At 65.6% G+C, this 16,230-nt stretch carries 18 protein-coding genes; all 18 read left to right on the forward strand.

What is annotated here, in order from left to right; all coding sequences use genetic code 11:
* Window positions 1-74 precede the first annotated feature (74 nt).
* Window positions 75-911: a hypothetical protein gene (locus EOA75_RS02045; RefSeq protein ID WP_127323485.1), complete on the forward strand. Its 837-nt coding sequence runs from the start codon at window positions 75-77 to the stop codon at window positions 909-911.
* Window positions 912-1,007: 96 nt separating this feature from the next.
* Entirely contained in the window at window positions 1,008-1,604 is a 597-nt protein-coding gene (locus EOA75_RS02050) for a phage tail protein (protein ID WP_127323486.1), read from the forward strand.
* Between the two features lie 154 nt (window positions 1,605-1,758).
* Window positions 1,759-2,346 (forward strand): hypothetical protein, encoded by a 588-nt coding sequence (locus EOA75_RS02055; RefSeq protein WP_127323487.1) that lies wholly within the window; start codon window positions 1,759-1,761, stop codon window positions 2,344-2,346.
* Window positions 2,343-4,343, forward strand: a complete 2,001-nt coding sequence (locus tag EOA75_RS02060; protein WP_245466539.1) for a terminase gpA endonuclease subunit — start codon at window positions 2,343-2,345, stop codon at window positions 4,341-4,343. Before EOA75_RS02055 ends, EOA75_RS02060 begins: the two co-directional genes overlap by 4 nt.
* Window positions 4,340-5,944 carry a phage portal protein gene (locus EOA75_RS02065; RefSeq protein ID WP_206516953.1) on the forward strand — a complete coding sequence of 535 codons (1,605 nt, stop codon included), beginning with the start codon at window positions 4,340-4,342 and terminating at the stop codon, window positions 5,942-5,944. Before EOA75_RS02060 ends, EOA75_RS02065 begins: the two co-directional genes overlap by 4 nt.
* Entirely contained in the window at window positions 5,944-6,216 is a 273-nt protein-coding gene (locus tag EOA75_RS02070) for a hypothetical protein (protein WP_127323489.1), read from the forward strand. The genes EOA75_RS02065 and EOA75_RS02070 overlap by 1 nt, the downstream gene beginning before the upstream one ends.
* An 8-nt stretch (window positions 6,217-6,224) precedes the next feature.
* Window positions 6,225-7,559 (forward strand): S49 family peptidase, encoded by a 1,335-nt coding sequence (locus EOA75_RS02075; protein ID WP_127323490.1) that lies wholly within the window; start codon window positions 6,225-6,227, stop codon window positions 7,557-7,559.
* Between the two features lie 46 nt (window positions 7,560-7,605).
* Entirely contained in the window at window positions 7,606-8,382 is a 777-nt protein-coding gene (locus EOA75_RS02080) for a hypothetical protein (protein ID WP_127323491.1), read from the forward strand.
* A 63-nt stretch (window positions 8,383-8,445) separates the two neighbouring features.
* Window positions 8,446-9,501, forward strand: a complete 1,056-nt coding sequence (locus EOA75_RS02085; protein WP_127323492.1) for a major capsid protein — start codon at window positions 8,446-8,448, stop codon at window positions 9,499-9,501.
* A gap of 54 nt (window positions 9,502-9,555) precedes the next feature.
* On the forward strand, window positions 9,556-9,792 hold the full coding sequence (locus EOA75_RS02090) for a hypothetical protein (protein WP_127323493.1): 237 nt from the start codon (window positions 9,556-9,558) through the stop codon (window positions 9,790-9,792).
* A gap of 76 nt (window positions 9,793-9,868) precedes the next feature.
* The gene (locus tag EOA75_RS02095) at window positions 9,869-10,210 is read left to right on the forward strand and encodes a hypothetical protein (protein WP_127323494.1); all 342 of its coding nucleotides are present in this window, start codon (window positions 9,869-9,871) and stop codon (window positions 10,208-10,210) included.
* A gap of 97 nt (window positions 10,211-10,307) precedes the next feature.
* Entirely contained in the window at window positions 10,308-11,117 is an 810-nt protein-coding gene (locus EOA75_RS02100; RefSeq protein WP_095781610.1) for a hypothetical protein, read from the forward strand.
* The gene (locus EOA75_RS02105; RefSeq protein ID WP_127323495.1) at window positions 11,117-11,662 is read left to right on the forward strand and encodes a phage baseplate assembly protein V; all 546 of its coding nucleotides are present in this window, start codon (window positions 11,117-11,119) and stop codon (window positions 11,660-11,662) included. The genes EOA75_RS02100 and EOA75_RS02105 overlap by 1 nt, the downstream gene beginning before the upstream one ends.
* A 69-nt stretch (window positions 11,663-11,731) precedes the next feature.
* Window positions 11,732-11,854: a hypothetical protein gene (locus EOA75_RS35535; RefSeq protein WP_281058517.1), complete on the forward strand. Its 123-nt coding sequence runs from the start codon at window positions 11,732-11,734 to the stop codon at window positions 11,852-11,854.
* 10 nt (window positions 11,855-11,864) lie between these two features.
* Window positions 11,865-12,245: a GPW/gp25 family protein gene (locus tag EOA75_RS02110; protein ID WP_164747241.1), complete on the forward strand. Its 381-nt coding sequence runs from the start codon at window positions 11,865-11,867 to the stop codon at window positions 12,243-12,245.
* A gap of 104 nt (window positions 12,246-12,349) precedes the next feature.
* A complete protein-coding gene (locus EOA75_RS02115; protein WP_127323497.1) occupies window positions 12,350-13,213 on the forward strand; it encodes a baseplate J/gp47 family protein in 864 nt (287 codons plus the stop codon).
* On the forward strand, window positions 13,210-14,337 hold the full coding sequence (locus tag EOA75_RS02120; protein WP_127323498.1) for a phage tail protein: 1,128 nt from the start codon (window positions 13,210-13,212) through the stop codon (window positions 14,335-14,337). Before EOA75_RS02115 ends, EOA75_RS02120 begins: the two co-directional genes overlap by 4 nt.
* 6 nt (window positions 14,338-14,343) lie before the next feature.
* On the forward strand, window positions 14,344-16,230 hold a 1,887-nt coding region (locus EOA75_RS02125; RefSeq protein ID WP_127323499.1), incomplete at its 3' end, for a DUF4815 domain-containing protein.

The raw sequence follows: 16,230 nt of genomic DNA on the forward strand, positions 1-16,230 counted from the left end.
GCCTTTTCGATTTGGGACGAAGAGCAGCGAGTTGGGTCGATAAGAGAAAAATTGGGACGAAGGAGTGAAAGCACATGAAGACGGTGAACATAGAAGAGCTGTTGACCTGGGCCTTCGTCCATGAGCTGCCGAAGGGCGGTGGCGTGGAAGGTCTGGAAAATCCGCATTCGGCCTGGCGCATGTTGCAGGCTTCTTCCTGGGGCAAGATCACCAGCTTTGGCGAGCTTGGCGCGCTGATCGATGGAGGCCGCAAGGACTACGACAATTTCTGGATCGAGCAGGGCGAGCCGCACGAGGATGCGGTGACAGTGGGGCGGGCGGTCGCGGCGCTGGCCGCTTGCGAGGTCGTCATCCCGCAGGGCTGGAATGCCTTGGCGAATTGGCCGGATACGCACGGTTTGGCCGAACTGTACGTTGCGCGCGCAGTTGAGCGCTATCGCGCCCGTTCGCACGAGCAACGCGGCGAAGGCGTTGTCAGCCTGGTCGTCGGAACCGCGATCCTCGGGCGAGAGCCGGACTGGGGCGCGGAGCCTGCCAGGGTTCGGCTGGCCGAGCGCGCCGGCAAGCCGGCCTGGTTCGTTATGAAGCGCGTCATCGACGACAACGGCCAGGCCTACGACATCGAGGTGCATGGCTATGACGAGCGCCTCAAGCGGCCGACGAAGGGCGCTTACCGAAAGTACGAGTTCGCGACCGATCCGAGCGGCGACATCATGGGCCGGCTCGACTACCAGATCTGGGTCGCGGCGCTGCGCAGGCTCGAGGCCGAGCTCGGGCCGCAGCTGATCGCGCATCGGCTGGTGCTTTCCGACCGCTCGATTACGCCCTGGCTCGACGAGGACAGGCCGGGCGTATGGCTGCAGGACAGCGCCTCTGATCGGCGCGTGAAAAAAACTGCCTCCGTCCGTTGACGCGCGGCAGAAACTTGACATAGACCTGATCACGGTAAGAAAGAACTCGCCCCGGCGCTCCTCGCGACCGGGGCTTTTCATTTTCGGAGTGCGAGCGTGAACGGCCTGCTGACGATCAGGTGGGCCGATCTGTCTGGTCTCAAGCGGCTGGACAACGCGCTGGGCCGGTTGAGCGAGATGCAGCGCAGCTTGGTGCTGGCGCGAGCCGTAAATCATGTCGGCGATCGGTTGCGCACCAAGCTGACGCGGACGCTCGCGAACCAGACGGGGCTGCCGTACCGGACCATCCGCACGGCGATCAAGGTCGAGCGGGCCAACTATGGCGAGCTCGCCTATGCCATGCGCACCCAGGGCGGCGACGTCTCGCTCAAATACTTCAAGCCGCGCGAGACGCGGGCTGGCGTGACCGCTTCGCCCTTCGGCATGCGGCGACTGTTTGCCGGAGACTTCACCAAGGCAGGCCGGTTTCCAAATCGCGTCACCGCCAAGCGCTTGGGCGGCCACGTCTACGCGCCGGACCGGTCCTCGACGAGGTGGGGCAGGCCAGTATCCTTCGTGGACTCGGGTGTCATCATTCCCGCCGAGATGGTCAAGGGCGACACGGCGCAAGAGTTCACGGCCTTCGCCAACCGCGAGCTGCCGCCGAGGGTCATGCATGAGATCAGCTTCATGCTCCCCGGCTTCTTCGACTGACCGGGCAAGACTGCCGCGCCGCGCCCAAGGTTATAGGGACCGTATCCCACTCCTCGACCTCCAACGGGCAGACCGGCCCCTGGATTTCCGCCAGTCGCACCATCGAAAAAGTTGAGTTGTCAGGGTTGTCAGCGGCTCGAAGGAAGTTGTCTGAATGCCGTCTGAAGAAACCGTGATGGCGACGCCTGCCGAGATCGCGGCGCGCGATGGCGTCACGAAGCAGGCCGTGACCAAACTCGCGCGGCGACTGGTCGAGGAGCACGACCTTCCGGTCGAGCGCGACGCTCGCGACCGGATCATGCGGTTTTCGCTGGCGCACTACGACCATTACCGCGGCGAGTTCGCCAGCTCCGAGAAGATTGCGGCCGCTCGCAAGGACGCGCCGTCAGCCCCGCCGGCCAACTCCAGCACGTCGCGCGACGAAGCGCTTCGGCAGGAGGCCTGGCTCAAAGTCGGACGCGAGAAGCTGCGTCGGCAGGAGCATATCGGCCAGCTGGTCCGCGCCGACCGGATGCGTGAAGCCCTAACCGTCTGCGGCCGTGAGATCCAGTCGAGCATCGCCCGTCTGCAGAACAAGGCCGACGACATGGCTTTGGCAGTTTCGCGAGAAGGCGCCCATGGGCTGCGCGTGCTGTTGCGCAGCATCGCTTTCGAGTTGAACACCGAGATCGCCGATCGGCTCGGCGCCATCGTCGAGAAAGCCGCCGAGCATGACGAGGTGCTCGAGGACGAGGAGTTGTGAGCGTCCATTTCGGGCTCGGCCATCCCGGCGCGCTGCGCCTTGCCGGCATGGCGCTTGCGGAGGCGATCAGGCCTCGCCCGCCGGCGCGCTTTCGCGAGTGGCTGCCCGACAACATCGTGCTTGTCGACGGGCCTAAGAAGGGGGAACTCTGGGCGCTCGAAGACGCGCCATATCTCGGCGAGATCGCCGACTGCCTGTCGCTCGAGCATCCCTGCAATCTGGTGACGGTGCGCAAGTCGCAGCAGACCGGCGTCTCGATCCTCGCCCTTGCCTGGTCGCTCTACATCGCCGACACGGCGCCAGACAACACCATCTACGGCCTGCCTTCGATCGACTTCCTGCAGGACATGAACAGCCAGAAGCTGCAACCCCTTATCGAGGCCTGGCAGGCGAAGACTGACAAACAGGTGATCTTCCCGGCCGTGAGCCGGTCCGGCTCGGGCTCGACCATCTACGAGAAGCGCTTCGCCGGCGGATCGCTGATGCTCGCCAACGCCAACGTCGCGACCGATCTCTCGGGCAAGACCACGCGCTACGGCGTCAAGGACGAGGTCTCCAAGTGGCAGACCCATGTCAGCGGCGACGATCCGGAAACGCTCTTCTTCGGTCGCTTCACCGCCTTCCGGCGCACGAAGGCCTTCAAGATCTTCGAGCTGTCGACGCCTGAGATCGACACCGGCGACGAACTCGGCGATCTGCCGGGGCACTGCCGGATCGACCGTTCCTTCAAGCGCTCCGACCAGCGTTTCTGGAACATTGCCTGCGTTGAATGTGGCGAAGAGTTCGTTCAAAGCCGCGAGGGCTTCCACCTCGATCGACTGCATCCGCACAAGAGCTTCTATGTCTGCCCGCATTGCGGGCACATCATCTCCGAAACCGAGCGGGTCATCGGCGTCCGCAATGGCCGCTACATCGCCACCCTGACCGGTCCTGACCGGCACCCCGGCTTTCACGTCGATGCCTTCATCTCGCTTATGATGAGCTACGAAGCGATCGCGGAGGACATACTCAACCACTCCAAGGCCGGCGGTCTCGGCGACAAGGGCATTTTCAATCTGGTGTACGGCCTTCCCGCAAAGGTGAAAGGCAACGCGCCGGAATACGAGCGGCTGATGGAGCGCCGCGAACCCTTCGCGGAAATGGAGATCCCTGCCGATGGGCTCATTCTCGTCGCCGGCGCCGACGTGCAGCACAATGGCATCTGGACCGTCGTCGTCGCCTTTGGCGAAGACCGGCAATGCTGGGTGCTGGGCGTCCGCTTCTTCGAGGGTGCGACGGACAATGCAGGCGAAGGCGCCTGGACGAAGCTCGGTGAGTTCTTCGCCAAGCCGCTCCACGACGCTTTCGGTAGCTGGCGGCGGATCGAGGCACTGGCCGTGGACGGCGGCGACGGCGGCCGCACCAATCAGGTCCTGGAATGGTGCCGGCGGCGCCCCAATGCCTATGCTGTCAAGGGCGTCGGCGGACGCGGTGTGCCGGCAATCAGCGTCCCGGCCAAGAAGTCGGTCACCAAGCGCGGCAAGCGCAAGCGTTTCGGCAGCGCCATGCTATGGCCAGTCGGCACATGGAGCTTGAAGTCCGAGCTGTTCGCCAACCTGCACAAGCCCGGCCTGCGTTCCGGCGAGCCGGCCGATCCGCCGGGCTATCTGCATTTCGGCGATTTCCTGCCGAAGGAATATTTCCTGCAGCTCACGGCGGAGGCCTTCGTCGCCGAGGTCGTGCGCGGCAAGTTCCACGAGGAATGGAAACGCCTGCGGCCGGACAACCACTGCCTGGACGCGCAGGTCTACGCCATGGCGATGGCGGAAATGCTCGGGCTGTCGACCAACAGGGCAGACGACTGGGCGGCGCTGCGCGAGCGGCTGAGACCGGCTTCGGAGCCGGACCTCCTTCACGGCCTGCGCCATGCCCCGAAGCCTGAGACCACGGACCCGACGGAATCGACGACGGACGAGGCCTCGCAAGCCCGTCGCGAGAAATGGAAAAGGCGCGCATGAAGTTGCTGGAGCGACTATTCGGCAGGGAAGGCGCGTCCGCTCCTCGTCCGTCCGCAAATGCCGGGTATCTGCGCGACAGCCGTTCCCGGATCCTGTCGACGCGCGGCACCGCGCTGCGCGATCATCGCGACGAGGTTCGCACCGCGTGGCGACGCGCGGCCGGCCTTGCCATGGACATCATCCAGAATTCCGGCCGTCTGAGAGGCGCGGTCGACCAGGTCATCGCCGACACCGTCGGGGTCGAGCTCATCCTCAATCCGATGCCGGACCTGGCAAAGCTTGGTTACGACAGGAAGGAGACGGACGATTTCATCAAGCTGTTGAAGGCCGAGTGGAAACGCTGGGCGTGGAACGCGCGCGAATGCGACCTTAAGGGCAAATTCATCGTGCCGCAAAAGGTCGACATCGCTCTGCGCCATGACGTCGTCTTTGGCGAGGCGCTGATGCTGATGGACTATATGTCCGCCGGCGTCCGCCGCCGCTACGGCATCACGTCCGGAACCAAGATGTGCCTGACGACGCCTACCGCTTTGGTGCAGGACACCAGTGAGTTCGAGGGGCTGTATCAGGGCGTTATCCACGATCCAAACGGCCGTCCTGTCGCCTACCGTCTCGCCGAGAAAGAAACCGGCATCGTCGTCAAGCGCGACCATCGGGCCTTTGACGCGCAAGGACGTCAGATGGTCGCTCATGTGTTCGACCCGGTGGACGGCAACGACGTGCGCGGCATTTCTCGGCTCGTCGCGGCCTTTCGGGAATACCTGCAATGGGAGACGCTGGTCGACGTGACGATCCAGACCGGCATCCTCCAGACCGTCTTTGCCCAGGTGCTGACCAGCGAAAAGCCTTCGGCAGAGGCCTTCGAGGCTCTTGAAGCGCTCGGCGAAAGTCAGGACGGCAAGGAACTGCGCGCCCAGTTCCGCGACTACTTCCTTGCCGTCATGGACAAGGCGGCCGAAAGCGAGATCTCGGTCGGCAGCGATCCGAAAATCTCGCATTTGGCGCCCGGAGAGAAACTCGACCTGATGTCGACCGGCATTCCGGGGCCGCAATTCCTGCCCGTATCCAACGAGCTGCAGCGCGGCATGGCGCGCGCGATCGGCATGAGCGTTGCCAGCTACACGATGAACTACGAGGGCGCGACCTATTCCTCGACCCGAATGGAAGGGGCGTCCCTGCACCCGGTTGTCACCCGCCGTCGCGATCGCATCGCTTCTCCGATCTGCCAGATCGGCTTCGAGCATCTGGTGGACGAGCTGATCGGCACCGGCCGGCTGCCGTTCAAGGGTGGCTACGAGGCTTTCTCCGCAAACCGCGACAGGGTGCTTTGGGCAATGTGGCAAGGCCCGGCCAAGGCCACTGCCGACGACCAGAAGAGCGCCAAGGCGGCGAGCGAACGGTTGCTCAACGGGACGTCGACGCTTGACATGGAATGCGCGGAGATCGGGGCCGACGCGGAGGAGGTCTTCGAGCGCCGGCTCTACTGGCACAAGCGCTATGTCGAGGCGGGCATGCCGTCGCCGTTCGGTCAGGGGCCGGGCGACGCGAAGGACGACGTCATCCAGGACGAGAAGGCATCGAAGAAAAAGGAACTTGCCTGATGCCGGCCCTCGTCAGCATCAACGGCGTTGCCGTCGACCAGGATGACCCCTGCGCCCTCTATCAGGCGCTCCATGCGGTCAAGCTGCGCGCGCTCGCCGGCGAGCATGTCGAGGAACTTTCTATCCACTCGCCGGTGACGCGAGAGCAGCTTCGTTTCTCCGGCGCCGACATCAAGGCGCTCGACGCCGAACTGATGCGCCTCTCGGCCGCCTGTTCGGCAAAAAACGGAAAGCGTTCGCGCTACGCCAAGACCATGCGGTTCATCCGCTAGGAGCCCCCATGACATCGCTGATCCATATCGCCGACCGGGTGCTGAACCGGCCGCTGCTGATCACGCGTGACAAGGCCGAGGTGGTGCTTTCCGTCCTTGCCGGCAGGCTCGGCGTCAATGGGCCCGAGAGTTCCCGATTCGAGGGGGGATCGGTCGTCGAGGACGAGAACGGTGCCCGTCGCGCCGTGCCTTATCGCGTCACCCGCGACGGGGTTGGCATCATCACGGTCACCGGCTCCCTGGTCAACCGCGGCGCCTGGGTCGGTGCCAGCTCCGGTCTGACTTCCTACGAAGGGATCGGCTTCCAGCTGAAATCGGCAGCTGCCGACCCGGCTGTCAGGTCTGTCATCCTTGACATGCATTCGCCAGGCGGCGAAGCCGTGGGCGCCTTCGAAACCGCGGCCCTCGTGCGCGATCTTGCCGCAAGGAAGCGGACCGTCGCGGTCGTCAACGGCATGGCGGCTTCGGCCATGTACGCCATCGCGTCCGGCGCCAACGAGATCGTCACCACGGAAACCGGCATAGCGGGCTCGATCGGCGTCGTTCTTCTGCACGCCGACTTCAGCCGGCAGTTGGACCGCGACGGCATTACGCCGACGCTCATCCACGCCGGCGCCCACAAGGTCGACGCCAACCCTTTCGAGCCGCTTACCGACGCCGTCCGCGCGGATCTGCAGGCCGAAGTCGACGCCTTCTACGGCGCCTTCCTCGGCACGGTGGCGAAAGGGCGGGGCTCCAGGCTCACCGCAGCCGCCGCGCGCAAGACGGAAGCACGCACTTTCATTGGCAAGGCTGCGGTCGACGCCGGCATCGCCGACCGGGTCGGTTCGTTCGAAAGCGTGCTTGCCGAACTTTCCCGCGCCTCCACGCCGAACGGCGGGCGCTCAACCCCGCAGAAAGGGAGCACATCCATGAGCGAGACCACCGGCGCGGCCGCCGCCATTGAAGTTGCCGGCATTCCGAAAGCCAATCACGACGCGGCCGTCGCGGCTGCCGAGATTAAAGGCCATGCCTGCGGCGTGGCGGCCGAGAACAAGCGCCTGACGACCGCCCTTGGGGCGGAGGGCGTCAAGGGCGACGGCGGCCGCATGGCGGCGGCGCTCGACCTGGCGACCAAGTCGCCTGCCATGACCGGTGAAGATGTCGCCGCGTTCGTCGTCGCCAACGTCGCGGCGTTCAAGCCGGTAGACGCAGGCGCCGAGGTCTATGAGAAATCGCGCCTTGCCGCGGCCGGCCTCGCACAGCCCGGCGCTGGAAAGTCCGCGGCGGCATCGCAGGAAGCGGCCAACCGGATCCTGGCCAATTACCGCGCCTCGACGGGAGCGCCGGTCAGGCAGGGCTGATGCCTCGCACCATCCAATCGCAACTCCTCACCTGAAAGGGTCGATCATGACCAGCATTCCCTTTGCGCAGCCAGGCATGGCGGCACGGGACGTGTCCGATACGTTCACCTCCGCCGAAATCTTCAATTCGGCCATCCCGCACCCTGTCACCGAGGACTTTCCCGTGGCAGCGGATGTAGCGCTGCCGGCTTTCTCGGTTGTCGGCCTCGCGGCCGCGGACACCCTTGCCATGGCGACTTTTGTCCATGCGCCCGGCAGCAAGGCGACCGGCCGGCTGGTGTTCTCCGGTGTCGGGGCCGTCGACGACACCATCACCATCGGCGCGACGGTCTATACCTTGAAGGCTGCGCCGACCACTGTCGCCGGTCAGATCAAGATCGGTGCGACGGCGGCGGAGACCGCCAGCAACCTGATCGCGGCGATCAATGGCGGAGCTGGTGCCGGCACCGCATACGGTTCGCTCACCACGCCCCATCCCGATGTCAGCGCTCAGTCCGATGCCGCTGGCATCGTCGGTATCGTCGCCAAGACCGCGGGAGCGCCCGGCAACGCGATCGCAACCACCGAGACCGGCGCGGCCATCGCATTTTCGAACACCACCCTCGTCGGCGGGGCGGATAAGCTCGGTGTGGCGCCGCTCGGCATCACGACTGCCCCGGTGGTCGACACCGATGTCGCGCAGCGCGTCGCGATCTACCGGGCCGGCAATTTCAATCCGGATGCGCTCAATTGGGATGCCTCGTTCAACACGGATGACAAGCGCGAGGCCGCTTTCCGGGGCGCGCCGGCGCCCACAAACATCCTCGTCCGCAAGCGGCTCTGAGCGCAAGGCGCAAACCCTCAACGCAATCGCGGCCCCGGCCGCCTCTTTCAAAGGGCCACGACCATGGCGGATTTCGACAACTACGAACTTTGGGATACGCACACCCTGCTCGGTGTGTTCCGCGAACTCGACATCGTGCCGAGCTACTGGCTCGACCTTCTCTTCCCCAACCAGATGTCATCGACCGACGAATATATCGACCTGGAGAAGATTCCGCGTTCGGGGCGGAAGCTCGCGCCCTTCGTCGCCCCAATGGCTCAGGGCCGGGCGATCTACGAGGAAGGCGCGCGCGTCGAGCGCTTCAAGCCGGGTTATGTCAAGGCCAGCGATCCGGTGTCGCCGCTGCGGGCTCTCACCCGCCGCCCGGGCACCTTGCTCGGTCCCAATTCGCAGAGCCCCGCGGCGCGCTACGATGCGGTCAAAGCCGACATCCTGCAGTTCCATCGCGTTGCGGTCGAAAGGCTCTGGGAATGGATGGCCGCCAAGGCCGTCATCGACGGCAAGGTCGTCATCGAAGGCAAGGACATGCCGCAGCGGCTGGTCGACTTCGGTCGCGCGGCCGGACACACCGTGGCGCTCGGCGCCGGAGCGCGCTGGGGCGATCCCGGGGTGTCCATCCTCGACGACATCCAGGGCTGGGCGGACACGATGCATTCGGCCGAATTCGGCGGCGCGCCGAACCGCATCACCGTCGGCACGGATGCTTGGGGTGTCATGCGGCGCGACAGCGAGATACTCGCCGAGATGGACTTGACCAGGCGCGGCAATGCCGACCTGACGATCAAGACCGGCCTCATGACCACCGGCGAGGTCCGCTATGGCGGCACGCTCGGTGGCGGCATCGAAGTCTGGGTCTATAAGGACTACTACACCGTCAACGGCTCGGTCACTTCGTTCATGTCGCCCAAGGATGTCGTGCTGACCGGGCCGAACGTGCAGGGCTATCGCTGCTTCGGCACGATCGTCGACGTGCATGCGCAGTTCGAGGCGCTGCCGATCTTCCCGCGCAACTACATCCCCGAAGGCGATGTGGCGATCGAGCAGATCCTCACCCAGTCGGCGCCGCTGATGGTGCCCGTCAATCCGAACGCGACGCTGAAGGCGACCGTCCTCGGCTGATTGCCCCGGTCCGACATCTTTTCTCGGCAATTCAACACAATTGGAGAAAGCATTATGGTCAAAGCCGTTGCTTTGAGCACCGTTCACCTGTGCAGGTCGCCAGGCGAGAAGAGCCCGGAAGGCAAGACAATCAAGCGCGCCGAAATCGAGGTGAAGGCGCCTGGATCAATCATTGACGTCGACAAGAAGCAGCTCGACGATCTTGTCGCAAAGGGTGCCGCGCGCCCTGCCAGCAAGGTTGACCTCGTGAAGGCGGACGAGGCGAGCCAGATGGATCTCGGCCAGGCCTGAGGTCTCATCTCGTTCGGAGCCTCTCATGGATATTCGTGCAGCTCGATCGCGCCTTGTCCATGAGACGCGCTCCCGCATGGGCGACCTCATCACGGTCCGCGCCAAGCTGCGTTGCGAGATGTCGGTGGCCGACGATCCGTCGCGCCCGGCCATGGTCGGCCTGGAAGGTCGGTTCGACATCGACCCGGACCTGGAGATCATCGGCGGCCGCGATCGCGGCATGGCCCCGACCCGCTACGCCGGCCGGCTGTGCACCGTTTCGATCCCGCGTGCCGACATGCCCTGGCTGCCGAAGGCCGGCGATCAGTGCGAGGTCACCAGCCGCCCGGCCGAGCCGATCTATTCGATCGAGCGCGTCGTCGATGACCTGCCCGAGGTGATCGTGTTCTATCTGTCGAACCTGAAGGCGGCGTCGTGATCTCCGCCGAAGGCGGCGAGGGCGGCCGCCCGTCGGGCACGTTTGGCCGGCCGTCCGCAGCGGCCGGCGAAGCCGCGGCAAGCGAAGGACAGAACGGATGAGCCTGGTCAACGCAATGCTGCGCATGCTTGCCGTGCAGGCCCTGCGCGGGAACACAATCGCCGCCGACGGCGTTACCGATTCTTCGATCGAGGCGCTGTCTTCGATCATGAGCGACCGGCAGGCGCCGGTCATCCTGGTGCGCATCGACGAAACCAAGTATGCCGCCCAGAACGAAGGCTTCTTCGTCACTTCCGGCACCGTGACCTTCGCGCTCGACCTCATCGTCGCCAGCAGCGTCACCTATCAGACGACCGACGGCCAGGCGGTCAACCAGATCGAGATCGCGCCGACCGATGCCGGTCTTGAATTCTCGCTCGACATGCTCGACCGGCAGTGGCGGCGCGTGCTGTCCGATCCCAACAATGCCTTCGCGGAATGCTTTCGCTCGCTTGTCGCCGCGATCGGGCCGGTGAAGGCCGCTCGCGGCGTCGATCCGGAGGGCGGCCGCAAGCACGCCATCCGCATGGTCGAGATTGAGATCGAGCCGGTCTGCGATCCCGCTCCGGGCGCCGAGCTGCCTCCCGTCATTGACGCGGCACTGACCAAACTGGCGACGGTCGCGGACTACCAGTCTGCGGTCGTCATCATGCGCGGCGAGTTCGCCAAGGGCGTCGACCTGATGAGTTGGCAGAAGATCCAGTCGACCCTGATGACGACGGCCGCGGTGCCGGCCATGCTGGGCGTCGCGCCGCCCGATGCCGGCGAAGTCGTCGGGTTCGACCAGGTCGGCACCGTCATCAACGGCGAGCAGACCGAACTGACGGACGATATCCTGCCCGATCCCGATCTCGGCGGGTCCGCCTGATGCATGACACGGAACTGGTGAAGGTCATCCTCGGCCTGCAGGCCGATATCGCCGCGCTAAAGCGCATGGTCGCCGGCAACCTGCGGTTCGGCACGGTGAAGAAGGTGGATCACGACGCCAAGCGCGTGCAGCTCTTGCTGTCGGACGCCAATGGCCGCGAATTCCTGTCGCCCCTGCGGCCGTGGGGCGAGATCGCTGGCACCGAAAAGTCCTGGCGGCCGCCGACGCAAGGCCAGCAGATGATGCTGGTCGCGCCGCATGGCGACATGCGCCAGGCCGTAGCGCTGCCGATGACCTTTTCGGACCAGAACGCCGCGCCGTCTTCCGATCCCGGCACGCGGATCCTGTCGACCTTCGGCGGGGCGACGATGCTGTTCGACGGCGGCGGCGACCGCGCGGAACTGTCGGCATCCCGCGTCGACCTCGGCGCGGCCGAGGGGAAGAAGGTCGCCCGCATCGGCGATCGCGTCCATGTCATGTCGGGATCCTCGACCGGCCTTTGGCCGATCGTCGAGGGCTCCTCGAAAGTATTCGCCGCCGACTAGGAGCTTCCATGAAATTCGTCGTCACCCCATCGCGCGCCGAAGCTCGGCGCCGCCGGCTCGACCGTCGAAATGACGCGGTCGCAGGCGGCCTATGAGCGGCTGCGCGGCCATGTCGTCGAGCCGGCGCAGCCGAAGGCTGATGGATCGGCCGACGCTCCGGCGAAGCAGAGCAGGCGCGGGAAGCGCAAGTGAACAATTCGGCATGGACCGCTCGAACGGGCTGCGGCAGAGCGGCTGGGACAACGTCATCCAGGCGATCGAGATCCTGCTGACGACACGCTATTTCGAGCGCGTCTTGCGTGAATATGTCGGCAGTCCGGTCCCGGCGCTGCTCGGCGAGCTCGCCAACGTCCAGACCGTCATCCGCTTCCAGTGGTCGGTCGCGGCCGTGATCCTGCTTTTCGAGCCGCGCCTCACGCCGACGCGCATCTCGCCGCTGACACTTGACCGCGCCGGCGCTTCCGCCTGGGTCATCGAAGGCATCTACCGGCCGCGCGCCCATCTCGGCGACTTCACGCCGGCCGGCACCGTCTCGCTGCGCCTCGGTCAGGCCGGCGGCCAACTGATCGTAACTTCTTCATAGCCTCACGCCGCGCACGGCTTCGCCGCCTGCGGCTCCGGTGGGGCGCGGCATCAGCCGCGACGGCCAGTCGGCCTTGCGGGCTTCGCCCGGAAGCAGGAACCGCCATGCTCGATCTATCCACGCTCGAGGGCCTGCCCGATCCGCAGGCGATCAGCGTCACCTCCGAGGCTGCCGCGCTGGCCGGGATCAAGGCCGTCTTCGTCGACCTGGCGACAGCCAGCGGGCTCGACGTCTCCGGCATCATCGACCTCGAGGGCGAGCCGGGCAACATCCAGTTGCAGGTCGGCGCGTTCCGCGAGGTCCTCTACCGGGCGGCCATCAACGACGCCGTCAAGGCCAACCTCCTCGCCTTCGCCGGCGGCGCCGATCTCGAACACCTTGCCGCGTTCTACGATGTCGTGAAGCTCGACGGCGAGATGGATGACCGGCTTCGCGCCCGCACTGTGCTTGCCATTTCCGGCCGCTCCACGGCCGGCTCCGAGGACTGGTACAAAAACGCCGCATTCCGGGCCAGCATCCGCGTCAAGGATGTCGCCGTCTATCGCGTCGGCACCGGGCCAGACATCCGCATTGCCGTGCTTGCGACCGACAATTTCGGCGAGCCTGACGCCGCTTTGCTCGCCGCCGTCGATGCAGAGGTGCAAAAGAGCAGTGTGCGGGTGATTTCCGACCGCATCACGGTCTTGTCCGCCACCAGCGCCACGGTCAACGTCGCCGCCGATATCTGGCTGTTGCCGACGACGCCGATGACCGTGTTCGACAGCCTCGAGGCGCTGATGCGCCAGGCGCTCGCCGACGAGGGCGGGCTCGGCTTCAACCTGACGCGCTCGTGGCTGGTCTCGAAACTCCAGGTGCCTGGCGTCCAAAAAGTGTCCCTGGCCGCCCCGGTCGTCGACACGATCATTGATGACGGCGCCGCGGTGAAGCTAGGCACTGTCACCCTAACCTACAGGGGCCGCGACCGGTGACCGATCGGCAGAACCTGCTGCCGCAGAACGCGACGGCCTTCGAGCGCGCGCTGTCGGAATCGCTCGACCGCCTGCCGGAGCTCGAGCCGGGCTTCGAGGAACTGCGCGGCTTCAAATTCGCGCCGGTTCAACCGTCGATCCTGCCGTGGCTTGTCGTCGAATACGGGCTCGGCGCGATCTCGCAATATCTGCCCGACCTTGCCTCGGTCATCGAATACGGTCTCCGCTGGCAGCGCGTGAAAGGCACGCCGCAGGGCGTGGCCGAAAGCCTGACATGGGTAGGCTACGCCTTCTCGACTTTCTACGAAGCGCCGGTGCGCCGCACCCGATGGCATCTCTACGAACTCGAGCTCGATCGTTTCCGCGACGACGAGGATGATCTCGGCGCGATCGAGGCCGTGGTGCGCCTGTCGGACCCGGTCCGCTCCGAGTTCTACCGCGCCTGGAACGGCTACAATGTGCGCGAGCACGATTGGGCCTGGTCGCGCTGGGGCGATGGTATCTGGGGCGACAGTTCCGGCGTCTTCCTCCATGTCGGCGGCGTCAAATGGTCGTTCGGCCGCACCTTCGACGCCGGCCAGCACGATCTGACGGAAGCCGAGCTGAGCGCGCTTGGCGCCTGGATCGAGCCGGTCGAGGGCGGGTCGATCGGCTGGGGACCGTTCCCTTGGATTTCGCCCGGCCTCAAATGGGTCTCGGATGCGGCTCTGTCGCGGGCGCAGATCATCGCGACCGCGCTGCTGGCGAAGAGTTGCTGGATCGGCGTCTATCGCGAGGACGGCTCGCCGATCGGCTTCCGCAAGGCGCGGGTTTATCGGCCGGTCAGCGCTTCCTTCGGTGGCTACTACCAGGCGGCAGGGCAGGGCTGGGTCGTGGCAAGCGGTGTCGGCCCGAACATCTATGTCGAAGCCACGCTGGAACTCGGCGAAGGCGAGGGCGAGACCATCCGGTCCTGGAGTGTGACGCTTGGCGGCGCGCCGGTCGGTGCGCATCCGGCCGGCATCATGTGGCTGCCCGGCGCGGGGCTCTCCGGCGGCACCATCGTCGGCGATTTCGCCATAGTGCCGGCGCTTCTCGGCATGACATCGCGCGAACGTTTTCGCGCTCTCCTGAAGATCGTTTGAGGCGGTATGCACGAGCACAAATCCAACCTGTCGGGCGCCTATGACCGCTCGATCGCCTTTCCCCTGTGGGACAGCGTCCTGACGCGAGAAGGCAAGATTGGCCAGGCGGCCGAGATGGTTGAAGCGCAGTCGCTCTTGCAGCGGAAGATCCGCTCGATCGGCAACCTGGTCGCGCGCGACGGCGACCGCGTCGAGGGCGCCGACATCATCATCGACGCCGAGGCAGGCACGGTGACGCTCACGCCCGGCAGGCTCTATGTGAACGGTCGCGTTCTCGACGCTCCGGGCGCCGTGCTTGCTGCGGTTCCGATGGCGGGCGCCGTGCATATCGGCGTGCGCGTGATCGAGACCTATGTCACCGAGCTCGAGGAGCCCGCTCTGCTCGGCCTGATGCCAGGCTCGCTGTCCGAGGGCGAAGCCGGCGCCGCGCGCGTCATTTTCGCGCTGGCTTGGGGTTTCTCCGGCGACGGCGGCGAAGGCGATCTCTATTCGGTCTACCTGCTGAAGGACGGCGTCGCGATCGACCAGACCCCACCGCCGAATCTCACCGGCATCAACGCGCAGCTCGCGATCTACGACTTCGACGCCAACGGAAACTATATCGTGTCCGGCTGCTCCGTGTCGGCGCTGGGCAAGGATGGCGCCGACCAGGTCTTCTCGATCGCGGAGGGCGTTGCCAACATCAAGGGCCAGAAGCGCACGCGCTATGCGGCGCTGCGCCACCGCGAGACGGAAAGCTTCGATCTCTTCCGCATCCCGACCGAGGTTCACACCTTCGGCGCCAACCCGACGGTCGTCACGCTCAACCATGGGCCGATCGCCACCATTCGCGAAGTCCTGGTCGAGAAGGAGGTGACCGATACGGTCGTTCGCGGCGGCACCCCGAACGGGTCCGACGCGCTGGCCAACACTGGCGTCACCGCCATCCTCGAGGTGAAGCAGGGTGCGACGACCTATGCCACGGCGGCCGATTACACAAAGGCAGGCGACCTCGTCTCATGGGCGGCCGGCGGCGCGGAGCCGGCGACCGGGTCGAGCTATACCGTCAAATATCGCTATCTCGGCATTGTCGTTCCGACCGACATCACCGCGACCTCGATCACCATTGCCGGCGGCGTGAACGGCGGCCAGATACAGGTCGACTATGACTTCAAGCTGCCGCGCGTCGACGTGCTCGGTTTGGATAGCGACGGCAACTCGGTCTACCTGAAGGGCGTTTCGAGCCGCACCAACTCGCTGCCGCCGACGGTGCCGGCCGACGTGCTGCCGCTCGCTTTGCTCGAGAACATCTGGACCGGCACGCCGAACGTCACCAATATCGGCGTGCGCGCCTACACCATGGCGAAGATCGACCGGATGTATAACAGCCTGGTCGACGCTCTGGACCTGATCGCGCTCGAGCGCCTGCAGCGCGACATTGACAGCCGAGAGCCGATCTCGAAGAACGGCGTGTTCGTCGATCCCTTCACCTCCGACCGCTACCGAGACGAGGGCGAGGCGCAGACCGCGGCCGTGTTCGGCGGCTTGCTGCGGCTGGCGATCGACCCGACCTTCCATGCGGTCAACCTGCCCGGCGTGACGCTGCTGAACTGGACGGAAGAAGTCGCGGTCGAGCAGGCTCTCGCCACCCGCTGCACCAAGATCAACCCCTATCAGAACTTCACGCCGCTGCCGGCGTCGATGACGATCAACCCGCCGGTCGACTACTGGACCGAGAGCGCCACCGAATGGGCCTCCGACAGCGCGGCGGCTCTGTCGTCGCCGGTTGTCATCACCACGTCGAAATCGACCGCCGGCCGCACCACGACAACCACGACGACCACGCAGAAGGAGACGATCGAGAGCTCGACGCGCGAGGAGACGCTCGCCTATCTGCGCCAGATACCGCTGCAG

This window comes from Mesorhizobium sp. M1A.F.Ca.IN.022.07.1.1, from assembly GCF_003997575.1.
Taxonomy (GTDB): domain Bacteria; phylum Pseudomonadota; class Alphaproteobacteria; order Rhizobiales; family Rhizobiaceae; genus Mesorhizobium.

Coding starts and splice junctions, on each gene's coding strand:
- EOA75_RS02090 (WP_127323493.1), top strand. CDS start 9,556: ATGGTCAAAGCCGTTGCTTTGAGCACCGTTCACCTGTGCAGGTCGCCA.
- EOA75_RS02070 (WP_127323489.1), top strand. CDS start 5,944: ATGCCGGCCCTCGTCAGCATCAACGGCGTTGCCGTCGACCAGGATGAC.
- EOA75_RS02095 (WP_127323494.1), top strand. CDS start 9,869: ATGGGCGACCTCATCACGGTCCGCGCCAAGCTGCGTTGCGAGATGTCG.
- EOA75_RS02100 (WP_095781610.1), top strand. CDS start 10,308: ATGAGCCTGGTCAACGCAATGCTGCGCATGCTTGCCGTGCAGGCCCTG.
- EOA75_RS02080 (WP_127323491.1), top strand. CDS start 7,606: ATGACCAGCATTCCCTTTGCGCAGCCAGGCATGGCGGCACGGGACGTG.
- EOA75_RS02085 (WP_127323492.1), top strand. CDS start 8,446: ATGGCGGATTTCGACAACTACGAACTTTGGGATACGCACACCCTGCTC.
- EOA75_RS02110 (WP_164747241.1), top strand. CDS start 11,865: ATGGACCGCTCGAACGGGCTGCGGCAGAGCGGCTGGGACAACGTCATC.
- EOA75_RS02105 (WP_127323495.1), top strand. CDS start 11,117: ATGCATGACACGGAACTGGTGAAGGTCATCCTCGGCCTGCAGGCCGAT.
- EOA75_RS35535 (WP_281058517.1), top strand. CDS start 11,732: ATGACGCGGTCGCAGGCGGCCTATGAGCGGCTGCGCGGCCATGTCGTC.
- EOA75_RS02115 (WP_127323497.1), top strand. CDS start 12,350: ATGCTCGATCTATCCACGCTCGAGGGCCTGCCCGATCCGCAGGCGATC.
- EOA75_RS02075 (WP_127323490.1), top strand. CDS start 6,225: ATGACATCGCTGATCCATATCGCCGACCGGGTGCTGAACCGGCCGCTG.
- EOA75_RS02045 (WP_127323485.1), top strand. CDS start 75: ATGAAGACGGTGAACATAGAAGAGCTGTTGACCTGGGCCTTCGTCCAT.
- EOA75_RS02055 (WP_127323487.1), top strand. CDS start 1,759: ATGCCGTCTGAAGAAACCGTGATGGCGACGCCTGCCGAGATCGCGGCG.
- EOA75_RS02065 (WP_206516953.1), top strand. CDS start 4,340: ATGAAGTTGCTGGAGCGACTATTCGGCAGGGAAGGCGCGTCCGCTCCT.